General features: G+C 59.9%; 26 protein-coding genes. 15 read left to right on the forward strand and 11 right to left on the reverse strand.

Annotated features, from left to right (window positions below; translation table 11 throughout):
* Nucleotides 1-190: 190 nt before the first annotated feature.
* Complete coding sequence (locus tag ACQZ5F_RS00310) at nt 191-484, forward strand: hypothetical protein (protein WP_046801568.1); 294 nt, start codon at nt 191-193, stop codon at nt 482-484.
* 58 nt (nt 485-542) lie between these two features.
* Here ACQZ5F_RS00310 and ACQZ5F_RS00315 read toward each other — a convergent pair whose 3' ends face one another.
* Nucleotides 543-1,583, reverse strand: a complete 1,041-nt coding sequence (locus ACQZ5F_RS00315) for a dipeptidase (protein ID WP_225339305.1) — start codon at nt 1,581-1,583, stop codon at nt 543-545.
* Between the two features lie 234 nt (nt 1,584-1,817).
* Here ACQZ5F_RS00315 and ACQZ5F_RS00320 point away from each other — a divergent pair, with 234 nt between their 5' ends.
* The 7 genes from ACQZ5F_RS00320 to ACQZ5F_RS00350 all read left to right on the forward strand — a co-directional run bounded on the left by ACQZ5F_RS00320 (nt 1,818) and on the right by ACQZ5F_RS00350 (nt 9,768).
* Complete coding sequence (locus ACQZ5F_RS00320) at nt 1,818-3,413, forward strand: ABC transporter substrate-binding protein (protein ID WP_052818273.1); 1,596 nt, start codon at nt 1,818-1,820, stop codon at nt 3,411-3,413.
* A gap of 2 nt (nt 3,414-3,415) precedes the next feature.
* A complete protein-coding gene (locus ACQZ5F_RS00325; protein WP_046801566.1) occupies nt 3,416-4,429 on the forward strand; it encodes an ABC transporter permease in 1,014 nt (337 codons plus the stop codon).
* On the forward strand, nt 4,426-5,328 hold the full coding sequence (locus tag ACQZ5F_RS00330) for an ABC transporter permease (RefSeq protein ID WP_225339304.1): 903 nt from the start codon (nt 4,426-4,428) through the stop codon (nt 5,326-5,328). Before ACQZ5F_RS00325 ends, ACQZ5F_RS00330 begins: the two co-directional genes overlap by 4 nt.
* A 3-nt stretch (nt 5,329-5,331) precedes the next feature.
* A complete protein-coding gene (locus ACQZ5F_RS00335; RefSeq protein ID WP_080850903.1) occupies nt 5,332-6,162 on the forward strand; it encodes an ABC transporter ATP-binding protein in 831 nt (276 codons plus the stop codon).
* A complete protein-coding gene (locus tag ACQZ5F_RS00340; protein WP_052818271.1) occupies nt 6,159-6,899 on the forward strand; it encodes an ABC transporter ATP-binding protein in 741 nt (246 codons plus the stop codon). Before ACQZ5F_RS00335 ends, ACQZ5F_RS00340 begins: the two co-directional genes overlap by 4 nt.
* Nucleotides 6,900-7,112: 213 nt before the next feature.
* Complete coding sequence (locus tag ACQZ5F_RS00345) at nt 7,113-8,624, forward strand: serine hydrolase domain-containing protein (RefSeq protein WP_225339303.1); 1,512 nt, start codon at nt 7,113-7,115, stop codon at nt 8,622-8,624.
* A gap of 247 nt (nt 8,625-8,871) precedes the next feature.
* Entirely contained in the window at nt 8,872-9,768 is an 897-nt protein-coding gene (locus ACQZ5F_RS00350; protein WP_225339302.1) for a LysR substrate-binding domain-containing protein, read from the forward strand.
* A gap of 7 nt (nt 9,769-9,775) precedes the next feature.
* On the opposite strand, the gene ACQZ5F_RS00355 is transcribed toward ACQZ5F_RS00350, so the two are convergent.
* The 9 genes from ACQZ5F_RS00355 to ACQZ5F_RS00395 all read right to left on the reverse strand — a co-directional run bounded on the left by ACQZ5F_RS00355 (nt 9,776) and on the right by ACQZ5F_RS00395 (nt 18,778).
* A complete protein-coding gene (locus tag ACQZ5F_RS00355; protein ID WP_225339301.1) occupies nt 9,776-10,642 on the reverse strand; it encodes a D-amino-acid transaminase in 867 nt (288 codons plus the stop codon).
* Between the two features lie 20 nt (nt 10,643-10,662).
* Entirely contained in the window at nt 10,663-11,721 is a 1,059-nt protein-coding gene (locus ACQZ5F_RS00360; protein WP_225339300.1) for a P1 family peptidase, read from the reverse strand.
* Nucleotides 11,722-11,863: 142 nt separating this feature from the next.
* Nucleotides 11,864-12,823, reverse strand: coding sequence for a sugar kinase (locus ACQZ5F_RS00365; RefSeq protein WP_225339299.1), 960 nt, complete (start codon nt 12,821-12,823; stop codon nt 11,864-11,866).
* 20 nt (nt 12,824-12,843) lie between these two features.
* On the reverse strand, nt 12,844-13,902 hold the full coding sequence (locus ACQZ5F_RS00370) for an ABC transporter ATP-binding protein (protein ID WP_225339298.1): 1,059 nt from the start codon (nt 13,900-13,902) through the stop codon (nt 12,844-12,846).
* 103 nt (nt 13,903-14,005) lie between these two features.
* Nucleotides 14,006-14,827, reverse strand: coding sequence for a carbohydrate ABC transporter permease (locus ACQZ5F_RS00375; protein ID WP_175414563.1), 822 nt, complete (start codon nt 14,825-14,827; stop codon nt 14,006-14,008).
* Nucleotides 14,828-14,841: 14 nt separating this feature from the next.
* Nucleotides 14,842-15,780, reverse strand: coding sequence for a carbohydrate ABC transporter permease (locus tag ACQZ5F_RS00380; RefSeq protein WP_046801557.1), 939 nt, complete (start codon nt 15,778-15,780; stop codon nt 14,842-14,844).
* Nucleotides 15,780-17,111: an ABC transporter substrate-binding protein gene (locus tag ACQZ5F_RS00385; RefSeq protein ID WP_046801556.1), complete on the reverse strand. Its 1,332-nt coding sequence runs from the start codon at nt 17,109-17,111 to the stop codon at nt 15,780-15,782. The genes ACQZ5F_RS00380 and ACQZ5F_RS00385 overlap by 1 nt, the downstream gene beginning before the upstream one ends.
* Before the next feature lie 104 nt (nt 17,112-17,215).
* The gene (locus ACQZ5F_RS00390) at nt 17,216-17,872 is read right to left on the reverse strand and encodes a GntR family transcriptional regulator (RefSeq protein ID WP_225246348.1); all 657 of its coding nucleotides are present in this window, start codon (nt 17,870-17,872) and stop codon (nt 17,216-17,218) included.
* A gap of 21 nt (nt 17,873-17,893) precedes the next feature.
* Nucleotides 17,894-18,778: a dihydrodipicolinate synthase family protein gene (locus ACQZ5F_RS00395; protein ID WP_046801554.1), complete on the reverse strand. Its 885-nt coding sequence runs from the start codon at nt 18,776-18,778 to the stop codon at nt 17,894-17,896.
* 314 nt (nt 18,779-19,092) lie between these two features.
* Here ACQZ5F_RS00395 and ACQZ5F_RS00400 point away from each other — a divergent pair, with 314 nt between their 5' ends.
* The 7 genes from ACQZ5F_RS00400 (at nt 19,093) to rutF (ending at nt 24,313) form a co-directional block, all read left to right on the forward strand.
* Nucleotides 19,093-19,704 carry a biliverdin-producing heme oxygenase gene (locus tag ACQZ5F_RS00400; RefSeq protein ID WP_225339297.1) on the forward strand — a complete coding sequence of 204 codons (612 nt, stop codon included), beginning with the start codon at nt 19,093-19,095 and terminating at the stop codon, nt 19,702-19,704.
* Nucleotides 19,705-20,106: 402 nt separating this feature from the next.
* Complete coding sequence (gene rutA, locus ACQZ5F_RS00405) at nt 20,107-21,198, forward strand: pyrimidine utilization protein A (RefSeq protein WP_046801552.1); 1,092 nt, start codon at nt 20,107-20,109, stop codon at nt 21,196-21,198.
* A complete protein-coding gene (rutB, locus tag ACQZ5F_RS00410) occupies nt 21,195-21,935 on the forward strand; it encodes a pyrimidine utilization protein B (protein WP_003492071.1) in 741 nt (246 codons plus the stop codon). Before rutA ends, rutB begins: the two co-directional genes overlap by 4 nt.
* 26 nt (nt 21,936-21,961) lie before the next feature.
* Nucleotides 21,962-22,348 (forward strand): pyrimidine utilization protein C, encoded by a 387-nt coding sequence (rutC, locus tag ACQZ5F_RS00415; protein ID WP_045023399.1) that lies wholly within the window; start codon nt 21,962-21,964, stop codon nt 22,346-22,348.
* Nucleotides 22,349-22,362: 14 nt separating this feature from the next.
* On the forward strand, nt 22,363-23,154 hold the full coding sequence (gene rutD / locus ACQZ5F_RS00420; RefSeq protein ID WP_225246350.1) for a pyrimidine utilization protein D: 792 nt from the start codon (nt 22,363-22,365) through the stop codon (nt 23,152-23,154).
* A gap of 17 nt (nt 23,155-23,171) precedes the next feature.
* A complete protein-coding gene (locus ACQZ5F_RS00425) occupies nt 23,172-23,762 on the forward strand; it encodes a malonic semialdehyde reductase (protein ID WP_225339295.1) in 591 nt (196 codons plus the stop codon).
* Nucleotides 23,763-23,788: 26 nt separating this feature from the next.
* On the forward strand, nt 23,789-24,313 hold the full coding sequence (gene rutF / locus ACQZ5F_RS00430) for an NADH-dependent FMN reductase RutF (RefSeq protein WP_225339294.1): 525 nt from the start codon (nt 23,789-23,791) through the stop codon (nt 24,311-24,313).
* Between the two features lie 246 nt (nt 24,314-24,559).
* Here rutF and ACQZ5F_RS00435 read toward each other — a convergent pair whose 3' ends face one another.
* Entirely contained in the window at nt 24,560-25,993 is a 1,434-nt protein-coding gene (locus ACQZ5F_RS00435; protein ID WP_046801547.1) for an NAD(P)(+) transhydrogenase (Re/Si-specific) subunit beta, read from the reverse strand.
* Nucleotides 25,994-26,008 lie beyond the last annotated feature (15 nt).

Here is a 26,008-nt window from a genome sequence, read left to right on the forward strand (position 1 = left end):
AAAAGCATGAAGTGTCGATGTAGAGTTTGGCCCGCTCCTTGGTGAATTTCGCCAATTTCAAGGGCAAAAATGCAACTATGAAATGCATGATTTGCCGGATTGTTCCGAAAGACACAAAATTGACCGCTGCGGTTGCTTGGTGGTTGCGTTTGATGCCATTACACGCTCCTTTTGATTGAAGGAGATGCAGATGAACACGCCCACAAGAATAGCGCTTTCGCTCGTCGTCGCCCTCGCGGCGGGCGGCGGATACATGGCAGTGGACAAGATGCGCGGTGCCGAATGGGTCGTTTCGCCGCAGCAGATTGCCGAGGCCAAGGCAAAAGGGCAGATGGGTTATGAATCCCGTCCGGGCACAGTGACTGTGTTGCCGATCCGCAGCGAGACGGCGGATGTATTGCCGATGAAATGGGCGATGATCGGTGTCGTTGCCGGGCTTCTGGCGTTCCGTGCGAGCGGCAAGAAAAAAGCGGCAAAAGCTTAAGGGCCTGCCGCTTCATATCTCCGGCGCTGTGCGCCGGAGGTGGATTTTATGCTGAGCCTTACGCGCCCCAGGTCTTTTCCAGTACGCGGACCCAGTTGGCGTGGCAGATCTTGGCAAGCGCCTCGTCGTCATAACCGCCCTTGCGCAGGGCTTCGACCAACAATTGCAGATCGCCCGCATCCTTCATGGCGGCGGGAATGGTGGTGCCGTCGAAATCCGAACCGAGCGCTACGTGATCGATGCCGATGCGGTTGACGATATAGTCAACGTGGCGGACAAGTTCGCCAAGATCGGTATTGGGGTTCTTCACGCCGTCCTGGCGCAGGAACAAAACGCCGAAATTGATGCCGGCAAGACCGCCCGTGTCGCGGATGGCGTCCAGCTGGCGGTCCGTCAGGTTGCGGCTGTGGTTGCAGATTGCATAGGCGTTGGAATGCGACGCCACCAGCGGCGCGTCTGATATCTTGGCGATATCCCAGAAACCCTGCTCATTCATGTGCGACAGGTCGACCATGATCTTGAGTTCGTTGCAGGTCCTCACCAGCCGCTTGCCGGCATCGGTGAGGCCGGGGCCGATATCCGGTGTCGAGGGGAAACGGAAGGGAACGCCATAAGCGAAGATGTTCGGGCGGCTCCAGACCGGTCCGAGCGTGCGAAGGCCCGCCTCGTAGAGCACGTGCAGCACATCCAGATCAGCGCCGATCGCTTCCGCGCCCTCGATATGGAAAACCGAGGCAAAAGCACCCTCTGCCATGGCGCTGCGGATATCGGCGGCAGTGCGGCAAACCTTGAGTGCGCCGGCGGACTGTTTCTCGGCGCGGAACAGCAGGCCGGCCATGGCGAGCGTCGCCTTCAGCGCGTCGGCTTCTGACGGTGTCGAAAAATCACCGTTCGCATCTTTCTCCATGCTCGGCGACGGCACGTAAATGGCGCAGAGGCCGCCGGCCAGCCCGCCCTTCCTGGCGCGTGGCAGGTCGATGTGGCCAACCGTATCCCCTTCGATGAGAAGCGTTTCGGGAGAAGCGTTGCCCGATCGCCATAACCGCAGCAGCACATCGTTGTGGCCGTCGAAGACGGGGACGGTTTTTTCATCGGTCATGGTCATTCACCTTCGGAAATGGGTCGGCGCGGGCGCGCCATCGGGGGAGTTTTGGGAATTGGTAGAGGAAAGGTCAAGGCGGGAGCAAATGCAATCCATGCATAGGCTCTGCCAAATTTGGAATTGGTCGGGCCTCGTTTGCTCGTGGTAATCGCGGGAAAACATAAAAAAAATGACTGGATTGGGGCAAACCCACACCGTTTCCGAAAAATAAGGTCCGAAAGGGGATTTTCGATGATTTCAAGACGCAACCTGCTGATTGCCGGCGCTGCCGTTCCGTTCCTGTCTTATGCGCGCATTCCGGCCTTTGCCGCGACGCCCAAGGATATTCTGGTTGTCGCCCAGCAGCTGGACAATATGACGAGCCTTGACCCGCATGAAGGTTTCGAAGCCGTCGGCGGTGAAATCATCTCCAACATGTATCAGAAGCTGGTGCGCGCCAACCGTGAGGATTCCACCAAGGTTGATCCGGTCATCGCGAAATCCTGGGAAGCCGATGCGGACAGCAAGGTCTTCACCTTTGTGATCGGTGACGAAGCGACCTTCTCCAGCGGCGCGAAAGTGACCGCGGAAGACGTTGCCTTCTCGCTGCAGCGCGCCATCAAGATGAACAAGAGCCCGGCCTTCATCATCAGCCAGTTCGGCTTCACGCCTGAGAATGCCGAAACGACCATCGTTGCCGCCGACGACAAGACGGTGAAGCTGACGACGGCAAAGCCGACCGCCATCTCCTTCCTGCTTTATTGCCTCTCCGCGAATATCGGCGCCATCGTCGAAAAGAAGGCGGTTCTCGCCAATGCTTCCGGCGAAGACCTCGGCAATGGCTGGCTGCAGAAGAACAGCGCCGGTTCGGGCGATTTCGTTCTGCAGGCCTGGAAGCCGAGCGAAAGCGTCGCGCTCACCGTCAATCCGAACGGTCCTTACAAGGGCAATATCAAGCGCATCGTGCTGCGCCACGTCACCGATCCGTCTTCGCAGCTGCTGATGCTGCAGAAGGGCGATATCGACATTGCCCGCGACCTGACGTCGGAGCAGCTGCGTACCGTCAAGAACGATGAGAACATCGAGCTGGAGCGCAAGAGCATCGCTTCGCTGGTTCTGATCTCGCTCAACCAGGGCAATGAGAACCTCGCCAAGCCGCAGGTCTGGCAGGCGATCAAGTGGGCGCTGGACTACAAGGGCATGCAGGAAAACATCGTGCCGCTGACCCACGAAGTGCACCAGAGCTTCGAGCCGGAAGGTTTCCCGGGCGCCGTTAACGACATTCCGTACCAGCGCGATGTCGAAAAGGCCAAGGCTCTGATGGCGGAAGCCGGCCTTGCCGACGGTTTCGAAATCAGCATGGATCACTATTCCGCACAGCCCTATCCGGATCTGGCGCAGGCCATCCAGGCAAACCTTGCCGATATCGGCATCAAGGTTCGTCTTCAATCGGCTGAAAACCGTCAGGTTCTGACCAAGATGCGCGCCCGCGAACACCAGATGGCGCTTTCCGCATGGGGCACGGATTATTTCGATCCGCATTCCAACGCCGATGTCTTCAACATCAACAAGGACAATGGCGACGACGCCAAGTCGAAGCCCTTCCTGTGGCGTTCGCGCTTCAAGAACGACGACTTCGCCGCCAAGGCGGAAGCCGCCCGCGACGAGAAGGACCCGGCAAAGCGCGTGGAGCTTTACGAAGCCCTGCAGCGCGAGCACATGGAAAACAGCCCCTTCGTGTTCATGTTCCAGACCACGAAGACGGCGGCTTTCCGCAAGGGCGTTTCCGGCTTCGAACTCGGCGTTCTCTCCGAGGGCAATTCCTACCACGATGCGAAGAAAGCGTGACATTGAACAAGCGCGTTAAAAGCATATCGTCGATACTGGGCAGCGTCATTCTGACGCTGTTCGGTTTGATGGTCATCACCTTCATGATCGGGCGCGTCATGCCCGTCGATCCCGTCATCGCGGCGGTCGGCGACAACGCGCCCGAAGACGTCATCGTGCGGGTGCGGGCCGAAATGGGTCTTGACCAGCCGCTGGTCGTGCAATTCTTCCATTATGTCTCGCAGGTTCTGCATGGCGATTTCGGCAATTCGATCCTGACCCGCAATCCGGTCTGGATCGATATCAAGCGCGTCTTCCCCGCCACCTTCGAACTTGCCACCGCAGCCCTCATCCTTGCAGCGCTGATCGGCATTCCGCTCGGTGTCTGGGCCGCCGTGAAGCAGGGCAAGCTGACCGACCAGGTGATCCGCGTCGTCTGCCTTGCCGGTCACTCCGTGCCGGTCTTCATGCTGGCGCTGATTTCGCTGCTCGTCTTTTACGCCACGCTTGGCGTCGCACCCGGACCGGGTCGTCAGGACATCATCTATGATGGCATGATTACGCAGATTACCGGCCTGATGACGGTCGACACGCTGCTTGCCGGCGATTGGGACGCCTTTTATGACGCCATCGCCCATATGGTGCAGCCCGTCTGCATCCTTGCCTATTTCAGCATGGCCTATATCACCCGCATGACGCGAGCCTTCATGATCGATGCGCTGAAGGGTGAATATGTCATCACCGCCCGCGCCAAGGGGCTTTCGGCCATGACCGTCATCTGGGGGCACGCCTTCCCGACGGTTGCCGTGCAGCTCGTCACGGTTCTCGCACTCACCTATGCCGGGCTTCTCGAAGGTGCCGTGGTGACGGAAACCGTCTTCAGCTGGCCGGGCCTTGGCCAATACCTCACCGTCTCGCTCATGAACGCGGACATGAACCCGGTCGTCGGAGCAACCCTGTTGATCGGCTTCATCTATGTCGCCCTCAACCTGCTCGCAGACGTGCTTTACAGAGTTATGGATCCTCGCGTTCGATGATGTTAGCTAATTTCAGAAACTGGGCGCTGGATGAGACGCCGCATTCCCGCACACAGGCTGCCTGGGGAAACCGGTACCGCATCTGGCTCAACCTCAAGTCCAACCCGCTGGCGGTGATCGGCCTGACCATCATCGTCCTCTTCATCGCGCTGTCGCTGCTGGCGCCGTTCATCGCGCCTTACGATCCGGCGGCGCAGAACCTCGGCAACCGCCTTGCGTTTCCGGATGCCACGCACTGGTTCGGCACGGATGAGCTGGGACGCGATATTCTCTCGCGCATTCTTTACGGCGGCCGCGTCACGCTCGGCATGGTCATCGCCGTCGTCGTTCTCGTTGCACCGATCGGTCTCGCCATTGGCTGCATCGCCGGTTATTTCGGCGGCATTGTCGATACGGTGCTGATGCGGGTGACGGATGTGTTCCTGGCCTTTCCGCGCCTCATCCTCGCGCTCGCCTTTGTTGCGGCACTGAAGCCCGGCGTTGAAAGCGCCATTCTCGCCATCGCGCTCACCGCATGGCCGCCCTATGCACGTCTTGCTCGCGCCGAAACCATGACGGTGCGCGGCAGCGATTTCGTTGCGGCCTACCGCCTGACCGGCGCTTCCGCCTGGCGCATCATTGCGCGTCACATCGCGCCGCTCTGCGTGCCGAGCCTTATCGTGCGCATCACGCTCGACATGAGCTCGATCATCATCACCGCCGCCAGCCTCGGCTTCCTCGGCATGGGCGCGCAGCCGCCTTCGCCGGAATGGGGCGCGATGATCGCCACCGCCAAGCGCTTCATCTTCGAGCAATGGTGGGTCGCCACCATTCCCGGGATCGCCATCTTCCTCGTTTCGCTCGCCTTCAACTTCCTTGGCGATGGCCTGCGCGACGTTCTCGACCCGAAGGGACATTGAGCCATGCTGGTCGAAATCGAAAATCTGAAGATCGCATTCCAGACCCGCACCAGCCGTTTCGAGGCGGTGCGTGGTGTTTCCATGAAGCTTGGCACCGAAAAGCTCGGCATCGTCGGCGAATCCGGTTCCGGCAAGAGCCTGACGGCGCGTGCGCTGATGAAGCTTTTGCCCTCCAATGCGGATATCCGTGCTGACAAGCTTGCCTTCGACGGCATCGACGTGCTGTCCGCGAGCGAAAGGCAGATGCGACAGATCCGCGGCAAGCGCGCGGGCTTTATCCTGCAGGACCCGAAATATTCGCTGAACCCGGTGAAGACCATGGGTGCGCAGATCGCAGAAGCATGGCGGGCTCATAAGGGCGGCAGCAAGCGCGCCGCCATGGAAGCGGCAATCGCCCTGCTCGATCAGGTGAAGATCCGCAATCCGCGTCAGGTCGCTTCCTCTTATGCGCATGAGGTTTCCGGCGGCATGGGCCAGCGCGTGATGATCGCCATGATGCTGGCGCCCGATCCGGAACTGCTGATCGCTGACGAACCGACCAGCGCGCTTGACGCCACGGTGCAGGCGGAAATCCTGCGGCTGATCGAGGAGCTGGTGTCGGAACGCGGCATGGGTCTCATTCTCATCAGCCACGATCTGCCGCTCGTTTCGCATTTCTGCGACCGCGTCGCCGTGATGTATTCCGGCCGGGTGATGGAGGAGCTTAAGGCTTCCGAGCTTCTGAAAGCCCAACATCCTTACACGCAGGGTCTTCTGAACTGCATTCCCTCGCTGACGCATCCGCGCGAGCGTCTTCCCGTTCTCAACCGTGATGCAGCGTGGTCCAGCCAATGATCGATGTCGAAAACCTCCGTATCAAGTTCGGCGACCGCGAAGTTGTGAAGGGCGTGTCCTTTTCGGTGGAAAAGGGCGGCAGCTTCGGCATAGTCGGCGAAAGCGGCTCGGGCAAGTCCACCATCCTGCGCGCCATGGCCGGCCTCAATGAAAGCTGGGAAGGCCGCATCGCCTTTGCCGGCAAGGATGCACCGCTGCGTCGTACGCCGGAATTCTTCCGGCAGGTGCAGATGGTGTTTCAGGACCCCTATGGCTCACTGCATCCGCGCCAGACCATCGACCGTATTCTCAGCGAATTGCCGCTGGTGCATGGCATGGACAATATTGAAAAGCGCATCCAGCAGGCTTTGTCGGACGTCGCGCTGCCGCAGGCGGTGCGTTTCCGCTTTCCGCACCAGCTCTCGGGCGGCCAGCGCCAGCGCGTGGCGATTGCGCGCGCGCTGATCGCCGATCCGCAGGTTCTGCTGCTCGATGAGCCGACCTCGGCGCTCGATGTTTCGGTGCAGGCGGAAATCCTGAACCTGTTGCAGGACCTGCGCGTGGCCCGCAACCTCACCTATATTCTCGTCAGCCACAATCTGGCTGTCATCGCACATCTCTGCCCGCAGGTTGGCGTGATGCTGAACGGGGAAATGGTGGAGCAATTGAGCGCGGGTGATCTGCGCGAGGGGCGCACCAAACATCCGCATACGGAAGAGCTGCGCAGCCTGAGCATCCGGCTGGAAGAGCCGGCCTAAGTCCATGTTGCCATAGATCGAGCGGGTGCCGCTCGCTTCTTCTCCCCGAGGGGGAGAAGGTCGCGGCAGCGGGATGCGGGGGCAAGCTCTCCGAAATCCGGCAACGTTGCCCCCTCATCCGACCCTTTGGGCCACCTTCTCCCCCCTTGGGGAGAAGAAACAAGCGGTGACGTCGAGGCCAGACGCGTCAAAACGAAGATACGAGACCGAACCATGCCACAGCAATTCGACTGGAACGCCGCTTCAACGCTTGCCGAGACCTTCGTCTCGCAATGGGCGGGCAACGAGCCGGGCGGGGCGGTCATCGGTTTCGATCTCAACGGCATCCGTTTCGCACATGCGGGCGGTGTCGAAAGCCTTTCGACCTTTGCGCCTTTCACGTCGCAGAGCGTGGTGCGTTATGCCTCCGTCACCAAACACGCTTTCTGCGCCATGGTGCTTGCCCATTCCGATCTGATCGGACTTGACGACCCACTCGGCAAGCATCTGCCGGAGTTGCAGTCGCCGCTCAGCGAGGTGACGGTGGGGCAGGCGCTGGATATGAGCGGCGGCCTGCCGGATACGCGGGAATGCCTCTCACTGCTTGGCCTTTCCGTATACACCGAGACGAAGGCCGGCCCGCTTCTCGAATACCTGTCGCGGTTGACCCGGCTGAATTTCGATGCCGGCAGCGAGGTGTCCTATTCCAATACCGGTTATCGTCTGGTGGAAGCGGCGCTGGAGCGCCGGGGGTTCCGTTTCGATGATTTCGTGCAGACGCAGATTGCCGGCCCCTTCGGCGTGTTCCTGAAGGCGCCGGATATCTGGAACGATCCGGTCGATGGCCTCGTGCCGGGTTACTGGAAGGCTGAAGACAACTGGCAGCTTTCGGCGGCCGGCCTGCATATTTCCGCTTCCGGCAGCCTTGCGGGCAGTGCCGAAGCACTTACCCGTTGGTTGCAGGGTCTGATGCGCGGCGAGGGCAGCTTCGCGGATGTTCTTGACGCGCTTTCGGCTGAGCGGCCGCTCGCCGATGGGCGGATGAGCGAATATGGCCTCGGCCTGCGCTGGTCGCATCTCGGGGACAGGCGTTTCGTCGGCCATGGCGGTTCGCATCCGGGCTACAAGACCTATTTCCTGCTCGATCCGGAAAGCGGCACGGGTTTTGTCGTGGTGTCGAACCGTGAGGATACCAATGGCTTCAAGATCGCGCTTGAAAGCATGGCGGCCCTCACCGGCCAGCCTTTGCCCAAGCCGGCCGCCAGCCTGCCGGAAGGCCTTTACGTGACCGAAAGCGGGCCGTGGTGGCTGGAAATCAAGGGCAGCACCTCCACCTTCATCGATGGCGACGACACGCTTTATGAAGATGTCGATGGCTGGGTCTCTTCCCGCTCCGCATCTTCTCCGATGCGTCTCAGGTTAGACGGTGACGCCATTGTCGGTGAGGCCGGTCACGCCGCCCGCCGTTTCCTGCCGGTCGGCGATCATGCCGTGCCGGATGATCTTTCGGGATCATGGCGCTCCGATGAGGGCGCCGAATTTTCGATCAGCGGCTCGTTGCTGACGATGGGCATCGGCCCCACGCGCCGCTGCATGCCCTTGAAGGCGCTCGGCAATGGTCGTTTCCTCTTCACGCTGATTGACGGGCCATGGACGAAGCGCGTTTGCCTCAATCGTCTGGGCGATGACCGGATCGAGCTGGTTTCCAGCCGGGCGCGGATGATCGAATATTCGCGAAGCCGCTAACGGTCTGAAACCGATCCCATCGTGTCCCGCAAACGCGACGTCATCCTCGGGCGTGACCCGAGGATCCATTGTCGCGCGTGGTTGTGGATCCTCGGGTCAAGCCCGAGGATGACGCAAGCGGCCCCTCGTCAGTTTCCTAAACGGCCCGAAGTTTTCTAAAGGGTTTCAATCAGCCCTTATTGCTCCTAATAAAGACCCCATGTTCCGGTTGAAGGCCGGGACAACATCTTTGTGGGAGAACAGGCCCTTGGAAGTCAAATGGCTCGAGGATTTCCTGGCGCTGGCCGGAACGCTCAATTTCTCGAAGGCGGCGGATGAGCGGCATGTGACGCAATCCGCTTTCAGCCGGCGTATCAAGCAGCTGGAAGCCTGGGTGGGGGCGACGCTGGTTGACCGCGCTTCCTATCCTTCCCGGCTGACCGAAGCGGGCGTGAAATTCGTGCCGGTGGCGCAGGAAACGCTGAAGCAGCTTTATCATGCCCGGCGCATGCTTCTTCAGGAAGAGGGGGCCGATGCCAAAACGGTGCGGCTGACGGCGTTGCATACCCTGTCCTTCACCTTCTTTCCCGACTGGCTGAAACGGGTGAACGAAAAGGCGGGGCCGCTATTTTCGGTTCTGAGGCCTGATTCCGGGAGTATGGAGGAAAACCTCAATTCGCTGGTGGACGGGCAGAGCGATTTCCTTCTGACCTATGCCCATCCCGAAGTGCCGATGCTGCTCGATGCGCAGACCTTTGAGTTCCGCGTGCTGGGTGCGGAAAACATCATTCCCGTTTCCGCGCCGGCGAAAAATGGTTCACCGCTGCATGAACTCGTGGAAAATGCACGGAAACCCTTTGCCTATCTGGATTATGAAAAGGCCTCTTTCTTCGGGCCGTTGCTGCGCGATCTGCTGAGCGCGCGCCTGCCGCAATTCGAGCGGGTGCATGAGGGCAGCATGTCGGTGGGGCTGAAAGCCATGGCGATGGCCGGCTGGGGTGTCGCCTGGGTGCCGGAAAGCCTGATGCGGCACGAGCTGGACAGCGGCGCGCTGGTGCGTGCCGCCGATGACAGTTTCGATATTGCCGTCGATATCCGTCTTTATCGTTCCAAGGAGAACCGCCGGCCCGTTGTCGAGCGTATATGGGCGGTTCTCGAAGGCTGATGTTTGCTTAAATCGCTGTGCGGCGGGCGTTTTCCAGATAGAGCGCGCGCAGACGGCTGACGAGGGGGCCGGGCTTGCCGTTACCCACTGGCTTGCCGTCGATCTTCGTCACCGAGACCACGAAGTTGGAGGCGCTCGTCAGGCAGGCTTCATCGGCATTCAGCGCCTCTTCCAGCGTGAAGGGCCGCTCTTCCAGCATGAAGCCGGCTTCTTTGGCCAGTTGCAGGGCGGCGAGGCGGGTGCAGCCGGGCAGGGTCTTGTTGCTGTTGCCGCGGGTGATGATCTTCTTGTCGCCGGTGATGATATAGGCGGTGGAGGAGGCGCCTTCGGTGACGAAACCATCCTCGATCATCCAGGCTTCGTCACAGCCCTCGGCCTTGGCGATGCGCTTTGCCATGACCTGCGGCAACAGGCAGACAGTCTTGATGTCGCGGCGTTCCCAGCGCTGATCGGGAACGGACTTGACGGCGATGCCGGCGTCCTCGACCGGTGTGCCGATCAGCCTCTTGGCCTGGGTGAACATGACCAGCGTCGGCTTCAGATCGGCGGAGAACAGGAAATTGCGGTCTTCGGCGCCACGCGTCAGCTGCAGGTAGATCATGCCTTCGACGAGGTTGTTGTCGGCGATCAGGCGGCGTTCGGCCGCGACGATCTCTTTCGTGGTGACCGGCAGCGGCACGTCGATTTCACGGGCGCTGCGTTCCAGCCGGGCCATGTGCAGGTCGCTGTCGATCAGCTTGCCTTCCAGAACCGAGGTGACTTCATAAATGCCGTCGCCGAACAGGAAACCGCGGTCGAAGATGGAAAGGCGGGCGTCCGCTTCGGGCAGGAATTCGCCGTTGACGTAAACGATGCGACCGGATGGGCTAGTCATGAAAACTCCGTCTGGAAAAGTCAGGCTGAAAGAAGGGTTTTAAGGGCGTCGATGGAAATGGCCTCGACCGTGGAGGCCTTGCCGGTGCCGGCATTGAAGCCCGTGGTCGTATTGGCCGCGCAGAGCGAGTTGAGGATCGCCTCCTCCGTTGCCTCTATCGCGGCTTCGAAGAGCGGCGAAATCGCATCGTTGGAAAGCTCTGGATAGTCTGCGACGGCCTTGCGGCGCGCAGGCGTGCGGCGCAGGCGCTCATCGGTGGAAAAGGCCAGAGCGTAATCGCCGGAGCCATTGCTGAGTGCTGCACCCGTGCGTGCCAGTCCACCAAAGCTTCTGGCCGCCAGGCGTTTCAGATTGCGGGAGGAGAGCGGCGCGTCGGTGGCGGCAATGATGACGATCGAGCCGTCCTTGTCCTTATGGTCAGGGCTGACATAGGGCGTGCCGCAGACCAGCAGATGGCCGCCGTAATTGGACTGGACGAGAATGCCGAGCGTATAGGTCTTTCCGGCGATGGTGACGATGCGGGATGCAGTGCCGATGCCGCCCTTCATGCCGAAGGCCACGGTGCCGGTTCCGGCACCCACGCCGCCCTCGGCCACGGGGCCTGTGGCGGCGTTTTTCAACGCGGCCGAGATTTCCTCGACGGTCGGGCGTCCGGCGCGGATGTCGTTCAGGCGGGAGTCGTTGGTCTCGCCGACGACGGCATTGATCGACACCACCTTTTCATTGCCCGGCTGCGCCAGCGTATGGCGGTTGATTGCCTCGATGGCCCGGCCTGTCGCCAGCGTATTGGTGAGGATAACAGGTGTTTCGAGTTCGCCGAGTTCCTCGACCTGGGTGGAGCCGGCAAATTTGCCGAAGCCGTTATAGACGGCGAAGGCGGCGGGCACCTTGTCCTGAAAGAGATTGCCGCCATGCGGAAGGATCGCGGTTGCGCCGGTGCGGATCGTGTCGCCTTCGATGACGGTCGAATGGCCGATGGTCACGCCTTCGACATCGGTGATGGCGTTGAGCGGGCCGGTCTCGAAATGGCCGGGCCGGAAACCGATATCGCGCAGTCTCGGGCGGGTCGTCTGATGCATCGGGCGATCACTTTTGCGGAATGCAGGCTGAAATTGGTGCGGGCGCGGCTTGCGAAAAGCTTTGCCTGTCCGAACGTTAGCCTAGTTCTCCGCGAAACGGCATCGCAAAAATGGAATAGTTTTATTCGGGCAATGGATGCGCTCAGGAGGCGCGCAGCGCGGTTTCGCTTTCACGCTCCAGCCATTGCCGCATGGCTTCCTCTGTCTCTTCGCGCGTGGGTGCGCCGATGCGGCCGCCGAAGATCGTGCATTTCAGCGCGGCGGCAACGGAGGAGAGCCGGATGGCCGCACGGCTTTCCATACCCTCAGCCATCGCCAGCGCAAAGGTGCCGTGGAAGATATCGCCCGCCGCCAACGTGTCCACCGCCTTGACCTGCATCGTTGATTGGAAATGCACCGTGGGATCGCCGGCCTCCGTCCACCAGCAGCCTTGCGGACCGGCGGTGACGGCGATGAAGGTCTGCGGATAGCGGGAATGCAGCACCGGCAGCATGTCTTTCACCGTTTCAAGCCCGGTCAGCCGGGCGGCGGCGGGTTCGGAAAAGACGATATGGGTTGCGGCGGGGGCCAGCTTCTCAAGGGTTTCGACCGGTGCAACGTCGCCATCCAGAATGGCGGGTTTGCCAAGCGCACGCGCCACAGTCAGCACATCAAGCGCCAGTTCCGGCCAGCGCACATCCACCAGAACCGCGTCGAAAGGGGCAATATCTTCCGGCGTGCAGGAGCGTTTTTTCTCGTGCAGCCGATGATCATAGAAAGGCACGATCAGCCGCTCGCCGCGGTCATCGATGATGATCGTCGACAGTGCCGAGCGCGCGCCGGCGGCAAGGGTCATGCCTGAAACATCGATACCGCTTTCGGCGAGATCGCGCAGGATGCGGGCGCCGGTCTCGTCATCTCCCACCGCACCCCACAGGCTGGCGCGGCCGCCCATGCGATGCACGGCATAGGCGGCGCTCGACGCCATGCCTTCGGCAATCTGCAGCATCTCGTAGGGCAGGACCTTGCCTTCGCCCTTGGGCATGTCGTGCACGCGGAACAGGGTGTCCAGCACGGCGGCACCCACGCAGAGCACATGTTTGCCGTCCGGTTCCTTCACCATTCTCTTCGCTCCTGCCGTGTTCAGATACGCTTGCCGCTATCCTTGTCGAACAGATGCACCGTTGCCGGATTGATGGCAATGTGGATCGTGTCGCCGAAGCGGACATTGAGGCGCTCGCGGAACAGGCAGGCGATTTCGTCGCCCTTGCAATTGAGCTTGGCGTAGATTTCCGAGCCGGTGCCTTCAACCAGTTCGACACGGCCCTCGATGCCAGTCTCGGCGGCACGGATATGTTCCGGCCGCACGCCGTAGACGAGGTCACGGCCGCCGAGCTTGCCGATATCGGCATTGGCGGGCAGCGGCAGGCTGAGGCCCTTTGCGGTGCGGAAGACGCCTTCCTCCACCCGGCCGCGAATAAAATTCATGGCCGGCGAACCGATGAAACCGGCAACGAAGAGATTGGCGGGATTGTCGTAAAGCTCGAGCGGCGCGCCGATCTGCTCGATGACGCCGTCATGCAGCACCACGATCTTGTCGGCCATGGTCATGGCTTCCACCTGGTCATGGGTGACGTAAATGGTGGTCGTGCCGATGCGCTGGTGCATGGCCTTGATCTCGCCGCGCATCTGCACGCGCAGCTTGGCGTCGAGGTTGGAAAGCGGCTCGTCGAACAGGAAGACCTGCGGGTCGCGCACCAGCGCGCGGCCCATGGCGACACGCTGGCGCTGGCCGCCGGAAAGCTGGCGCGGATAACGGTCCAGCAGCTTTTCCAGCCCGAGAATGGCGGCGGCCCTGTCGACCTTGGCCTTGGTTTCCTCGGCGCTGACCTTCTTCAGCTTCAGCGCGAAGCCCATATTATCCTTCACCGTCATGTGCGGATAAAGCGCGTAGTTCTGGAAGACCATGGCGATATCGCGGTCGCGGGCGGGCAGGTGACTGACCTCGCGCGCGCCGATGTGGATTTCGCCGTCGCTCAACTCCTCCAGCCCGGCGATCATGCGCAGCAGGGTGGACTTGCCGCAGCCGGAAGGGCCGACGAGGACGACGAATTCGCCATCCTTGATATCGATATCGATGCCGTGGATGACGTTGACCGAGCCGAAGCGCTTCTGGACATTTTGAATATTGACCGGTGCCATATGCAGGTTCCCGTTACGAGCAATTCCAGCAAAAGTGCGTCGCGGTTTTGCGTCCGGAATTGCGTTAAAAGAGTAAGGGCATGGAATGCCCTGATTGGTTGGTTCAGCCGCCCTTGACGGCGCCGGCGGTCAGGCCCGCCACGATCTGTTTCTGTGCGAACATGGTCAGCAGCAGCACCGGCAGCGTGACGATGAGCGCTGCGGCGGCAAGCGGACCCCAGCTCACCTGTTCGAATGACAGCATGTTGTAGACCGCGACCGGCAGGGTGCGCGTTTCACGGCTGGCCAGCACGATGCCGAAGACGAAGTTGTTCCACGAGAAGATGACCGCAAGAATGAAGGAGACGACGATGCCGGGTTTGGCAATCGGCAGTGCCACCAGCCGGAACACCTGCCAGGAGGATGCGCCATCGATGCTTGCCGCTTCTTCCAGCTCCTTCGGCGTGGTCTCGAAATAACCGATCATGATCCAGACGACGATCGGCACGGTCACCACCAGATGGATGATGATCTGCGGCCAGAGCGTGCCCAAGAGGTTCAGCCATTGGAACAGCAGGAACAGCGGAATGAGGAAGGAGAGGCCGGGCGTCATGCGGGCGATCATGATGACGACAGCGGATTTTTCCGCCTTCAGTCGCGCAATCCCGTAACCGGCGGGCACGCCGATCACCAGTGCCAGAATGGTGGCTGCACCGGTGACGAGGACCGAATTCCAGAAATAGAGGAAGAAATTATTCTCCTCGAACACCTTCACATAGTTCGACCAGGCGAAACGTTCGGGAATGAGGATCGGCGGATAGGCGCCGTTGTCGATTTCATATTTCAGCGACAGCGAGATCATCCAGATGAAGAACAGGATGACCGGCGAGATCATCACCAGCGCCACGAAGAACAGGCCGATGCGATCGATGTTTTTGCGTTTCAGGATTTTAGCGGACATCAGCGATCCTCCATCTCGTTCCATTGCGAGCGCTGGCGCACCATCAGAAGCACGAAGGACAGCGCCACGATGATGATGAAGAAGACGACGGCCATGGCTGAGCCGTAACCGATGTCGTAATAGGCGAATGCCGTATTGTAGAGATAGATGTTGATGGTTTCCGACGCCGTGCCGGGCCCGCCTTGAGTCATCGCATAGATGATGTCGAAGCTTTTGACGGCATCGATGGAGCGGATGATGACGGCGATCATCAGGAACGGTGCGATCATCGGCATCGTCAGGTAACGGAATTTCTGCCAGGCATTGGCGCCGTCGATTTCGGCGCTCTCATAGGGTTCGCGGGGTACTGCGGCCAGCCCGCCGAGCACGATCAGCATGACGAGCGGTGTCCATTGCCATGTTTCCACCAGCACCAGCGAAGGAATGACGGTGGACTGGTTGTAGATCCATTCCAGTGGGCCGATGTGGATGAAGGACAGCAGGTAGTTCAGGACGCCCAGCTGCGGGTGGAACATCATGGTCCAGACGAGCGCGATGGCGACCGGGGTCGCCATCATCGGCATGACGAAGACGCCGCGCAGGAAACCGCGCAGCGGAAACTGCGCATCGAAAACCAGCGCCGCCAATGTTCCGAGGATGAGCGGGGCGACCACCGACAGCACGGTATAGATGAGCGTGTGCCAGAGTGATTCCCAGAACCTGATATCGCTGGCGAGCCTTATATAATTCTCGAAACCGATAAAGCTCTGCTCCTGCCCAAGCGTCCAGCGATGCGCGCTCATCCAGAGTGTGAAGACCCATGGAAAAACGATCACCGCCAGAATGACGACAAGTGCCGGTATGACGAAGGGCCAGTAGTTGGGAGCAAGCCTTGCCGGCCTGCTCCCTTCTTTCCGGCTTGCGCCTGTCTTGGTGTTTTCGATGCTCACGGAGGCCATTATCCCTCGCTACGCGCCAGAACGGGTGCGAACTGTTCCGTCGCCTTTTTCAGCTCAGCTGCGGGGTCCGCGCCGCCGATCATGTTGGTGAGGCCGACCCCGTAGATGTCGCGGAATTCCGTCACCGGAATGATGACGGGAAGGGCAAGCTGCGAGACCTTGCCGGAACCGACGACCGCATCCAGCCAGGCGGCCGGCATCTTCACGCCTTCGCGCACCTTCTGGTCTTCGAGAATGGACTGGCGGAAGGGAACGCCCGCACCCGCCTGCAAGAGACGCGCGCCCATTTCATGCGAGATCGCCCATTGGCAGAAGAGATAGGCGGCTTCCTTCTTGCTGCTCGCTTCGACGACGCCTAGACCATCGCCGAAGGTGCCGGCGGCCTGGGTTGCCGGGCCCTTCGGCATGACGCCGTAACCGACCTTGCCGACCACGCGGGATTTTTCCGGATTCTCGATCGGCGGCGCAAAGCCGACGCCGTCGAACCACATGCCGATCTTGCCCTGCAGGAAGGCCGACTGCGCTTCCGCCCAGTTGAAGCCGGAAACGCCGGGAGGCGCGGCTTTGGTCATCAGGCGCTGATAGAGTTTTGCAGCTTCCACCGCTTCCTTGGATTCGGTGTCGATCTTTCCGTCCGCACTGATGGGCTTGGCGCCGTAACCCAGCATCAGCGAGGTCCAGACCGGGGTGTTGGCGTTCTTCAGGCCACGCGCCACGAAACCATAGGTGTTGGTTGCGGGGTCGGTGATCTTTTCCGCCGCCGTCACCAGTTCTTCGAAGGTCTCGGGGTATTTCAGGCCCTTGGCTTCGAAGAGGTCCTTGTTCCAGTAGACAATCCAGTAATCCACCGAGAAGGGCAGCGAGCGCAGCACGCCGTCGCTATCCTTGGCAAACAGCATGCCGGCCTCGGCGAAATCCTTCTCGACCAGCGACGGATCGGTCAGCGACGGGTCCTTCAGGAAACCGCTGATATCGGCCAGCCACTTGCCCTTTTCAAACTGGCGTTTCTGCACGTGATAGCTCAGATGCACCACATCGAAGCTGGGCTTGCCGGAAGAAAGCTCGATGACGACCTTCTGGCGCTGCTGCTGTTCCGGCGTTGCTTCGGCATTGACCTTGATGCCGGTCAGCTCTTCGAATTCGCCGAGATATTTGATCAGCGTTTCGCTGCGCGGGCTTTTGACGAGGTTGACTTCAAGCGTGGTGCCGGCGTGTTTTTTCCAGTTCACCGCCGCCGATGCCGGGCGAATGCCAAGCATCGCGCTGCCGCCAATCGCGGCCGTGCCTGCCAGAAAGGCGCGACGCGTGGGGTTGAGCAATGAATGCGTCATGTCAGTTCTCCTCCAGTTAGCCGGAAATTCTCCTCACCCCGGCTTGTTGCTTATTTTCATGCAATTCCGGCGCAGGATCCTCTTTAGTCCCTGCCAGAATTGCCCTAAACCGCCAGCGCCCTGTCCCTTGCGTTGCGGATATGGGCGGTCAGACGCTCCACGGCGTCTTCGACGGATCGCCTCTCGATGGCTTCGAGAATGGCGAGATGTTCCTTCATCACCGACTTCACATGGCCGGCGATGCGGAAGCGCTCCTGATTGATGAGGCGCATCTTGATGGAGTTGACGCGATAGGCGTTCGAGATGATCGAATTGCCGAGCGCATCGATGAAGGCATCGTGCATGCCCCAGTCCACCTGTTGCGCATGCTGATCGAGCTCCGGCGATTCGCCGCTATTTTCAGCCGCTTCGGCGATATCGCGATGCTGTTTCAGAAGCTTGGCGATAGTTTCGTCGGAAGCGGAACGGGTAAACAGCGCCACGGCCTCCTTTTCGAGAAAGATACGGAACTGAAACGCCTCGCGGATGAGGTTGATGTCGATATGGGCGACCTGCAAGCCCCGTTGCGGCACGGTCTTGATCAGCCCTTCCGCTTCCAGCCGCGGAATTGCCTCCCGGATCGCCCCCAGCGGCAGACCCGTCAGTTCCACGAGGCGGCGTTGCGAGATGAATTGCCCCGGGCGAACATCACGCGAGAGAAGGTGATGCGTAAAGCTTTCATACGCCCGTTCCCGCAATGTCTGTTCGCCGGTATCGTCCATGCTCAACCTTTCAAGGCCTGCTCAAGCGGCCTGTTTGCGAAACAGCGCATCGAAAGCGCCTTCGATCCGCCGCCGGTCTTCAGCTGAAATCGTAACGAGCGGTGCGCGCACATCCGCCCAGATATTTTCGCCTGTCGTGTGTGATACCAGCACCTTGACGGCAGGCGTAACCGGAAATTTCAGAAGTTCCACAACAAGATCGACGATGCGCTTGTCGTCCTTGCCGTCAACGGCCATGGCACGCACTTCCTGCGTCAGGAAATTGGCAACGCCTGATATCGCGCCCTGACCGCCGAGGCGAACGCCCCTGGCGAGATCGCGCTCATCGCCGATCAGGATGGCGAGGTCGCCGTGCTCCTTCAGCAGACGCTCGGTATGGCTCCAGTTGCCGGAGGAATCCTTGACGCCGGTGACGATGCCGGGGAAGGCTTCTCTCAGCCGTCCCACCAGCTCGACCGACAATGTCACCATGGTCACGGACGGAATGTTGTAGACGAGAATGTCACGGGCATCCTTGCCGATTTTTGCAAAAACGGCAGAGAACCAGGCAAACAGCCCGTCATCGCTGACATTCTTGAAATAGGAAGGCGGGGCGAGAAGGATATTGCGAGCGCCCGCGCTCAACGCTTCCGCCGATTGTTCGGCCGCATCCTCGATGGAATCCACCAGAACGCCGGTGACGAGGCGGGAGGGTTCAATGCCGGCTTCAATGAAACGGGAAAGAATGATCTGCCGTTCACGGCTGCCGACCGAGCACCCCTCGCCGGTGGTGCCGAACAGTGTCACGCTGTCGCAGCCATTTGCAAGGCAGCGGCGGGCATGCGCGATCATCGCATCGATATCGACGTTTCCATCCGCTTTGAACGGTGTCGTCAGGGCTGCTGAAAGGCCGAATTTCTGGGTCAATTAAGATGCTCCTCCAAGGTGACCGCAGATTGATGGCATACTGACATGTTAGTTGTAAAGCAGTAATTGTAACGTGATTTGTAACGTTCGGGTCCGGGGGGAGGAATTCGCTTTTCGACGCGGCGGGTGCCTTGTCTGTTTGTGGTCGAGGATGGGGCCATTGCCGATGATTGGCGCGGATGCCGTTTCCTGCCACTTTTGCCCGCAGGTTTTCTCTGCCCAGGGGTCACGAAAAAATGCGAAAATAAAATTTGACTGTTGGAGTAAAGATTTTTATCAGGCAGTCTGAATATAGGGATAAAGGGACCATCACCATGACCATTGCGGAGCAGACAGCGCCTGTAGCAGAGATTGAACAGAGCCGCGTCAAGCGCCTGAAGGCGGCGACGCGTGGCGCCCATGGCGATCTCGATACCTTCATCATGGCATCCAAGCCGTTCGAGAGCCGGGAAAACTTCGGCAAATTCGTCGAAACCCAATATCTTTTCCATCGCGACCTCGACGTTTTCTTTTCCAATGCCACGCTTGATGGCCTGCTTCCCGATCTCAAAGGCCGCCGCCGTCTCGCCATGATCGAGCAGGACCTTGCCGATCTCGATCTTGCTATTCCGGAAGCCAAGGCCGCGCGTTTCACCGGTGAAACGCCGTTCGATCTGCCGGAGGCGATGGGCTGGCTTTATGTGGTCGAAGGCTCCAATCTCGGTGCGGCTTTCCTGCTGAAAGATGCGGCCAAGCTTGGCCTGACCGAAGAATTCGGCGCGCGCCATCTGGCCGGAGCACCGGAAGGACGCGGCCTGCACTGGCGCACGTTCACCGCAGCACTCGATGAAATTGCGCTGACGGTTGAGGAGGAAGAGCGGGTTGTCGCGGGTGCCGAGGCTGCGTTCCGAGCCGTACATGCCTATGCGCAGCAGCGGCTGGGTTGAGGTTTTGGCATAGCTCTTGAAGAGCTATCCAAGATTGATCGCTATTTCGAAAACCCAACGCCGTCATCCTCGGGCTTGTCCCGAGGATCTACAACCGATTGATTTTATTTGACGTGGATAGATCCTCGGGACAAGCCCGAGGATGACGAGGAGTGTGAAGCGCGCCTCACCGCACTTTCAGGACCATTTCTACAACTTCCAATCATACGACTCTTGCATTCACTTCTGCCGAATAAACAGGCAAATATTTTGACCAAATGATAAATTTTTTATCTTTTGGTCAAGGCTCCGCCCGCCCCAAAATTTTATCCATTTGATAAAATTATTTTATTTGGTCTGGCACGGAACCTGCTACTCTTTTGTCAAGTCAGGAGACACCTGACGTAAAAAGGGAACAGCAAAATGGAAGTTGGTGTTTTTATCCCGATCGGGAACAATGGGTGGCTTCTTTCTGAAAACGCGCCGCAATACAAGCCGAGCTTCGACTTGAACAAGGCAATCACGCTGAAGGCGGAGCAATATGGCTTCGACTTTGCGCTGTCGATGATCAAGCTGCGCGGCTTCGGCGGCAAGACCGAATTCTGGGACTATAATCTGGAATCCTTCACGCTGATGGCGGGCCTTGCCGCCGTCACCTCCAAGATCAAGCTGTTCGGCACGGCCGCCACGCTGGTCATGCCGCCGGCCATTGTTGCCCGCATGGCGACGACGATCGATTCCATTTCCGGCGGCCGTTTCGGCATCAACCTGATTACCGGCTGGCAGCGTCCGGAATATAGCCAGATGGGGCTCTGGCCGGGCGATGATTATTTCGGTGATCGCTACGAATATCTCGGCGAATACACCACCGTTCTGAAAGAGTTGCTGACGGACGGGCAATCGGATTTCAACGGCAAGTTCTTCAAGATGGAGGATTGCCGCATGAAGCCGGTGCCGCAGGGCGATGTTAAGCTCATCTGCGCCGGCTCTTCCAATTCCGGCATGGCGTTCTCGGCCAAGTTCGCCGATTACAGCTTCTGCTTCGGTGTCGGCGTCAATACGCCGAAGGCCTTCGCGCCCACCAACGAGCGGCTTTTGGCGGCAACGGAAAAGTCCGGCCGCGAGGTCAAGTCCGTCGTGCTGACGATGGTGCTTGCCGAGGAAAAATCCGAGGATGCCTGGGCGAAGTGGGAGCATTACAAGGCGGGTGCGGATGAGGATGCCATCAAGTGGCTCGGCCTGCAAAGCGCCGTCGACACCAAATCAGGCTCCGATACCAATGTGCGGCACATGTCCAACCCGGTCTCGGCGGTCAACATCAACATGGGAACGTTGATCGGTTCCTATGAGGAAGTGGCGGCCATGCTGGATGAAATGAGCGAAGTGCCGGGAACGGGCGGCGTGATGCTGACTTTCGACGACTTCCTCGAAGGCGTCGAAAAATTCGGCAAATATGTGCAACCGCTGATGAAGAGCCGGGCGCATGTTCAGGCCGGACTGGAGGCTGCGGAATGAGCGAAGCCGTCGTGGCGGGTTACAAGGGGCCGGAAAGCCGTTCGGAAAGTGTCACGCTTCCCGCAAGGCCGGAGCCGATTACCCTGAAACCCAGCGAGACCGCCGTTGTCGTGGTCGACATGCAGAACGCCTATTCGACAGAGGGCGGTTATGTCGATCTGGCCGGGTTCGATATATCAGGGGCCAAGGGCACCATTGCCAACATCAAGAAGACGCTGGATGCGGCGCGGGCGGCGGGTGTTCAGGTCATTTATTTCCAAAATGGCTGGGACAAGGATTATGTTGAGGCGGGCGGGCCGGGTTCGCCCAACTGGCACAAGTCCAACGCCCTGAAGACCATGCGCAAGAGGCCGGAGCTGCAGGGCCAGCTTTTGGCCAAGGGCACGTGGGATTATGCCATTGTCGATGAGTTGCAACCGCAGCCGGGCGATATTCTGGTGCCGAAGACGCGTTACAGCGGTTTCTTCAACACCAATATGGACAGCGTTTTGCGCGCCCGCGGCATCCGCAATCTGGTCTTTGTCGGCATCGCCACCAATGTCTGCGTGGAAAGCTCGCTGCGCGATGCCTTCCATCTCGAATATTTCGGAGTGATGCTGGAGGACGCCACGCATCATCTGGGTCCGGACTATATCCAGCAGGCGACGGTCTACAATGTCGAGAAATTTTTCGGCTGGGTCGCCACCGTCAATGATTTCTGCGGTGTCATCTCGCAGGCCGCACCCGTCAGCGCTTGATATCCAACCACAAAGAGGAGAACGAAATGCCGAAAAAGATTATCGTGCCTGCCGGTACCAGCAAACCCATCGCTCCCTTTTCGCCGGGAACCCTTGCCGATGGCGTGGTCTACGTTTCGGGCACGCTGCCCTTCGACAAGGACAATAATGTCGTGCATGTGGGCGATGCCAGTGCGCAGACCCGCCATGTTCTCGAAACCATCAAGTCCGTCATCGAAACCGCCGGCGGCACGATGGAGGATGTGACGATGAACCATATCTTCATCACCGACTGGGCGAATTATCAGGCCGTCAACACGGTCTATGCCGAATATTTCCCCGGCGACAAGCCGGCGCGGTATTGCATCCAGTGCGGCCTCGTGAAGCCCGACGCGCTGGTGGAAATCGCCACCGTCGCCCATATCGGCAAATAAGGCGAAACGGCACGATGATGCATTTCGAGGTTCATGGCCGCACCGACCCTGAAGCGCCCACCATCCTGCTGTCATCGGGACTGGGCGGATCGGGCGCCTATTGGGCACCGCAGATCGAAGCCCTTGCCGATCATTTCCGGATCGTCACCTATGACCATCGCGGAACCGGTAGGACCGGCGGCGAGGTGCCGCTGGATGGCGGCATATCGGCGATGGCGGATGATGTGCTGGAAATCGTCTCGGCGCTGAACCTCGAAACATTCCACTTCATGGGCCACGCGCTTGGCGGTTTGATCGGTCTCGATATCGCGCTGCGCCAACCCGGTCTCATCGACAGGCTGGTTCTCATCAATGCGTGGAGCAAGGCCGATCCGCATTCCGGGCGCTGCTTCGATGTGCGGATCGAGCTTCTGGAGAAATCCGGTGTCGAGGCATTCGTCAAAGCCCAGCCGCTGTTTCTTTATCCGGCCGCCTGGATGTCGGAACATCAGGAACGGCTGGCCCGCGACGACGTGCATGGCGTCGCGCATTTTCAGGGCAGGGCGAATGTGCTGCGGCGTATTGCGGCGCTTCGGGCTTTTGATGTCGACCGTCGACTTGGCGATGTCGGCAATCCGGTTCTGGTGGTGGGCACGAAAGACGATCTTCTGGTGCCCTATACCCGCTCCCTGCGTCTCGTTGAGGGTTTGCCGCAGGGCGAACTCTGCCTTCTCGATTTCGGGGCACATGCGGTCAATATTACCGAACCTGACCTTTTCAACGCACGACTTTTGCAGTTTCTGCTACCGGCAACACGAACATTCTGACGGGATTTTTTAGGACAATGACGACAGCACTCGACGACAAGGCACTTGCAACGCTCTTCACCGAAGCACGCACCCACAATGGCTGGACAGACAAGCCGGTCAGCGACGAGACGCTAGGCGCGCTGTACGATCTGACGAAGATGGGGCCGACTTCGGCCAATTGCTCGCCCGGCCGCTTCGTGTTCGTGCGCAGCCCGGAAGCGAAGGAAAAGCTTAGACCGGCGCTGTCTTCCGGCAATCTTGAAAAGACCATGGCGGCACCCGTGACCGTCATCGCCGCCATCGATAGTGAATTTTACGAGAAACTGCCGGTGCTGTTTCCCCATGCCGATGCCCGTTCGTGGTTCACGTCCAGCCCTGCTGTCGCCGAGGAAACGGCCTTTCGCAACGGCACCCTGCAGGCGGGTTATCTCATTCTCGCGGCCCGGGCCTTGGGGCTGGATACCGGGGCCATGTCCGGTTTCGACAAGGGCAAGGTGGATGCGGCGTTTTTTGCCGGCACGACGTGGAAATCCAATTTCCTGATCAATCTCGGTCATGGCGATCCGTCGAAGCTCTTCGGCAGGCTGCCGCGGCTTGGCTTTGAAGACGCCTGTGTGCTGGCTTGATGGCCTGTTAAGGAAGGATGGGTTAGATGCAGATGATGTCTCTTGAAAAGGAAGCGGAAATGGAGACGAAGACTGCACAGGAGCGCAGCCTCGAATACAGAAACGCCATGGCGCGGCTCGGTGCGGCGGTCAACATCGTGACTACCAATGGTGCCGCTGGTCGTGCGGGCTTTGCAGCAACCGCCGTTTGCAGCGTTTCCGACAATCCGCCCACGCTTCTCGTCTGCCTCAACCGCAATGCTTCAGCCTATAAGGTGGTGAAGACAAACGGTGTCATCTGCGTCAACACGCTCGCCGCGCATCACGAGGTGCTGAGCACGCTTTTTGGTGGCAAGACACCCGCCGATGAACGTTTTGCTGCCGGCAGCTGGGGCGTGCTTGAAACCGGCGCACCCGTTCTGGAAGACGCGCTCGTCTCTTTCGACTGCCGCATCCGCGAAGCCCATGATGGCGGCACGCATGATATTCTGATCTGCGATGTCGTCGATATGAAGATTAATGCGGGCGATGAGGCGCTGATGTATTTCAACCGGCGTTACCGGGTGCTTTGAGCGCGGTCTATCGACAACATCCCGCGGAACGGTTCTGTTTGGCGCGGCCATAGCATCCGCACACCGTCACCCCGGACTAGTTCCGGGGTCCAGCGCGATCAAGTCCTTGATCGCGTAACACTCTTTTCACGGCGCTGACGCGCCGTGGCTGGATGCCGGATCAAGTCCGGCATGACGGACGAAACGTATCGTCGTTTCTCAGAAATTCGAAGGGCGTTTCCGGTCTTTCGGAAACGCCCTTGTCATTTACTTGATCAGCGGCAGAAGGTCGTTGATCGATTTCTTCGCATCGCCGTAGAACATCCGCGTATTGTCCTTGTAGAACAGCGGGTTCTCGATACCGGAGTAACCCGTGCCCTGGCCACGCTTGGAGACGATGACGAGCTTCGATTTCCACACTTCCAGAACCGGCATGCCGGCGATGGGTGAGTTTGGATCGTCCTGCGCCGCCGGATTGACGATGTCGTTGGAGCCGATGACGATGACGACGTCGGTATTGGGGAAATCGTCATTGATCTCGTCCATTTCCAGCACGATGTCGTAAGGCACCTTGGCTTCGGCGAGCAGCACGTTCATGTGGCCGGGAAGGCGGCCCGCCACCGGGTGGATGGCGAAGCGTACGGTCTTGCCGTCGGCGCGCAGCTTGCGGGTGAGTTCGGAGACCGCGCTTTGCGCCTGCGCCACCGCCATGCCGTAACCGGGCACGATGATGACGCTGTCGGCATCGTTCAATGCCGCTGCGACACCTTCGGCGTCGATGGCGACCTGCTCGCCCTCGATTTCCATCGCCGGACCCGTCGTGCCGCCGAAGCCACCGAGGATGACCGAAACGAAGGAGCGGTTCATGGCCTTGCACATGATGTAGGACAGAATTGCACCCGAAGAGCCGACCAGCGCACCGGTGACGATCAGCAGATCGTTGCCGAGCGTGAAGCCGATGGCTGCTGCCGCCCAGCCGGAATAGCTGTTCAGCATCGAGACGACGACAGGCATGTCGGCGCCGCCGATGCCCATGATCAGGTGGTAACCGATGAAGAAGGCCAGCAGCGTCATCAGCACCAGCGACCATGCGCCCGCGCCGTTGCAATACATGATGAGCAGCACGAGCGACAGGATCGCGGCGCCGGCATTAAGAACATGTCCACCCGGCAGTTTCTTCGCCTTGCCGTCCACCTTGCCGGCAAGCTTGCCGAAGGCGACGACGGAGCCGGTGAAGGTGACCGCGCCGATGAAGACGCCGAGGAAGACCTCGACCTTCATGATCGCCAGTTCGACAGGCGTCTTATGGGCGAGGATGGCGGAAAAGCCTGTCAGCAGCGCGCGCGCCGCCTCATCGAGCGAGGCGACATGCGCTTCCTCGATATGGGCGTTGAAGCCGATGAAGACGGCGGCAAGGCCAACGAAGGAGTGAAGGGCTGCCACAAGCTGCGGCATTTCGGTCATCTGTACGCGGCTTGCGACGTAATAACCGAGGACGGAGCCACCCGCGATCATCAACAGGACGATGAAGCCTATGCCGACATCAGGTCCGAAGACCGTGGCGGCGGCGGCAAGCCCCATGCCCGTTATGCCGTACCAGACGGCGCGTTTGGCGCTTTCCTGGCCGGAAAGGCCGCCAAGTGAAAGGATGAAAAGAACGGCTGCGGCAACATAGGCCGCGGAAACGATACCAATGGTCATTTAAAAAGATCCCCG

This window comes from Agrobacterium sp. 22-210-1, assembly GCF_053522525.1.

Coding starts and splice junctions, on each gene's coding strand:
- ACQZ5F_RS00385 (WP_046801556.1), bottom strand. CDS start 17,111: ATGACGCATTCATTGCTCAACCCCACGCGTCGCGCCTTTCTGGCAGGC.
- ACQZ5F_RS00365 (WP_225339299.1), bottom strand. CDS start 12,823: ATGGTGAAGGAACCGGACGGCAAACATGTGCTCTGCGTGGGTGCCGCC.
- ACQZ5F_RS00320 (WP_052818273.1), top strand. CDS start 1,818: ATGATTTCAAGACGCAACCTGCTGATTGCCGGCGCTGCCGTTCCGTTC.
- ACQZ5F_RS00315 (WP_225339305.1), bottom strand. CDS start 1,583: ATGACCGATGAAAAAACCGTCCCCGTCTTCGACGGCCACAACGATGTG.
- rutA (WP_046801552.1), top strand. CDS start 20,107: ATGGAAGTTGGTGTTTTTATCCCGATCGGGAACAATGGGTGGCTTCTT.
- ACQZ5F_RS00425 (WP_225339295.1), top strand. CDS start 23,172: ATGACGACAGCACTCGACGACAAGGCACTTGCAACGCTCTTCACCGAA.
- ACQZ5F_RS00360 (WP_225339300.1), bottom strand. CDS start 11,721: ATGCATCAGACGACCCGCCCGAGACTGCGCGATATCGGTTTCCGGCCC.
- ACQZ5F_RS00390 (WP_225246348.1), bottom strand. CDS start 17,872: ATGGACGATACCGGCGAACAGACATTGCGGGAACGGGCGTATGAAAGC.
- ACQZ5F_RS00310 (WP_046801568.1), top strand. CDS start 191: ATGAACACGCCCACAAGAATAGCGCTTTCGCTCGTCGTCGCCCTCGCG.
- ACQZ5F_RS00335 (WP_080850903.1), top strand. CDS start 5,332: ATGCTGGTCGAAATCGAAAATCTGAAGATCGCATTCCAGACCCGCACC.
- ACQZ5F_RS00355 (WP_225339301.1), bottom strand. CDS start 10,642: ATGACTAGCCCATCCGGTCGCATCGTTTACGTCAACGGCGAATTCCTG.
- rutB (WP_003492071.1), top strand. CDS start 21,195: ATGAGCGAAGCCGTCGTGGCGGGTTACAAGGGGCCGGAAAGCCGTTCG.
- ACQZ5F_RS00435 (WP_046801547.1), bottom strand. CDS start 25,993: ATGACCATTGGTATCGTTTCCGCGGCCTATGTTGCCGCAGCCGTTCTT.
- ACQZ5F_RS00370 (WP_225339298.1), bottom strand. CDS start 13,902: ATGGCACCGGTCAATATTCAAAATGTCCAGAAGCGCTTCGGCTCGGTC.
- rutD (WP_225246350.1), top strand. CDS start 22,363: ATGATGCATTTCGAGGTTCATGGCCGCACCGACCCTGAAGCGCCCACC.
- ACQZ5F_RS00340 (WP_052818271.1), top strand. CDS start 6,159: ATGATCGATGTCGAAAACCTCCGTATCAAGTTCGGCGACCGCGAAGTT.
- ACQZ5F_RS00330 (WP_225339304.1), top strand. CDS start 4,426: ATGATGTTAGCTAATTTCAGAAACTGGGCGCTGGATGAGACGCCGCAT.
- ACQZ5F_RS00380 (WP_046801557.1), bottom strand. CDS start 15,780: ATGGCCTCCGTGAGCATCGAAAACACCAAGACAGGCGCAAGCCGGAAA.
- ACQZ5F_RS00345 (WP_225339303.1), top strand. CDS start 7,113: ATGCCACAGCAATTCGACTGGAACGCCGCTTCAACGCTTGCCGAGACC.
- ACQZ5F_RS00400 (WP_225339297.1), top strand. CDS start 19,093: ATGACCATTGCGGAGCAGACAGCGCCTGTAGCAGAGATTGAACAGAGC.
- rutF (WP_225339294.1), top strand. CDS start 23,789: ATGCAGATGATGTCTCTTGAAAAGGAAGCGGAAATGGAGACGAAGACT.
- rutC (WP_045023399.1), top strand. CDS start 21,962: ATGCCGAAAAAGATTATCGTGCCTGCCGGTACCAGCAAACCCATCGCT.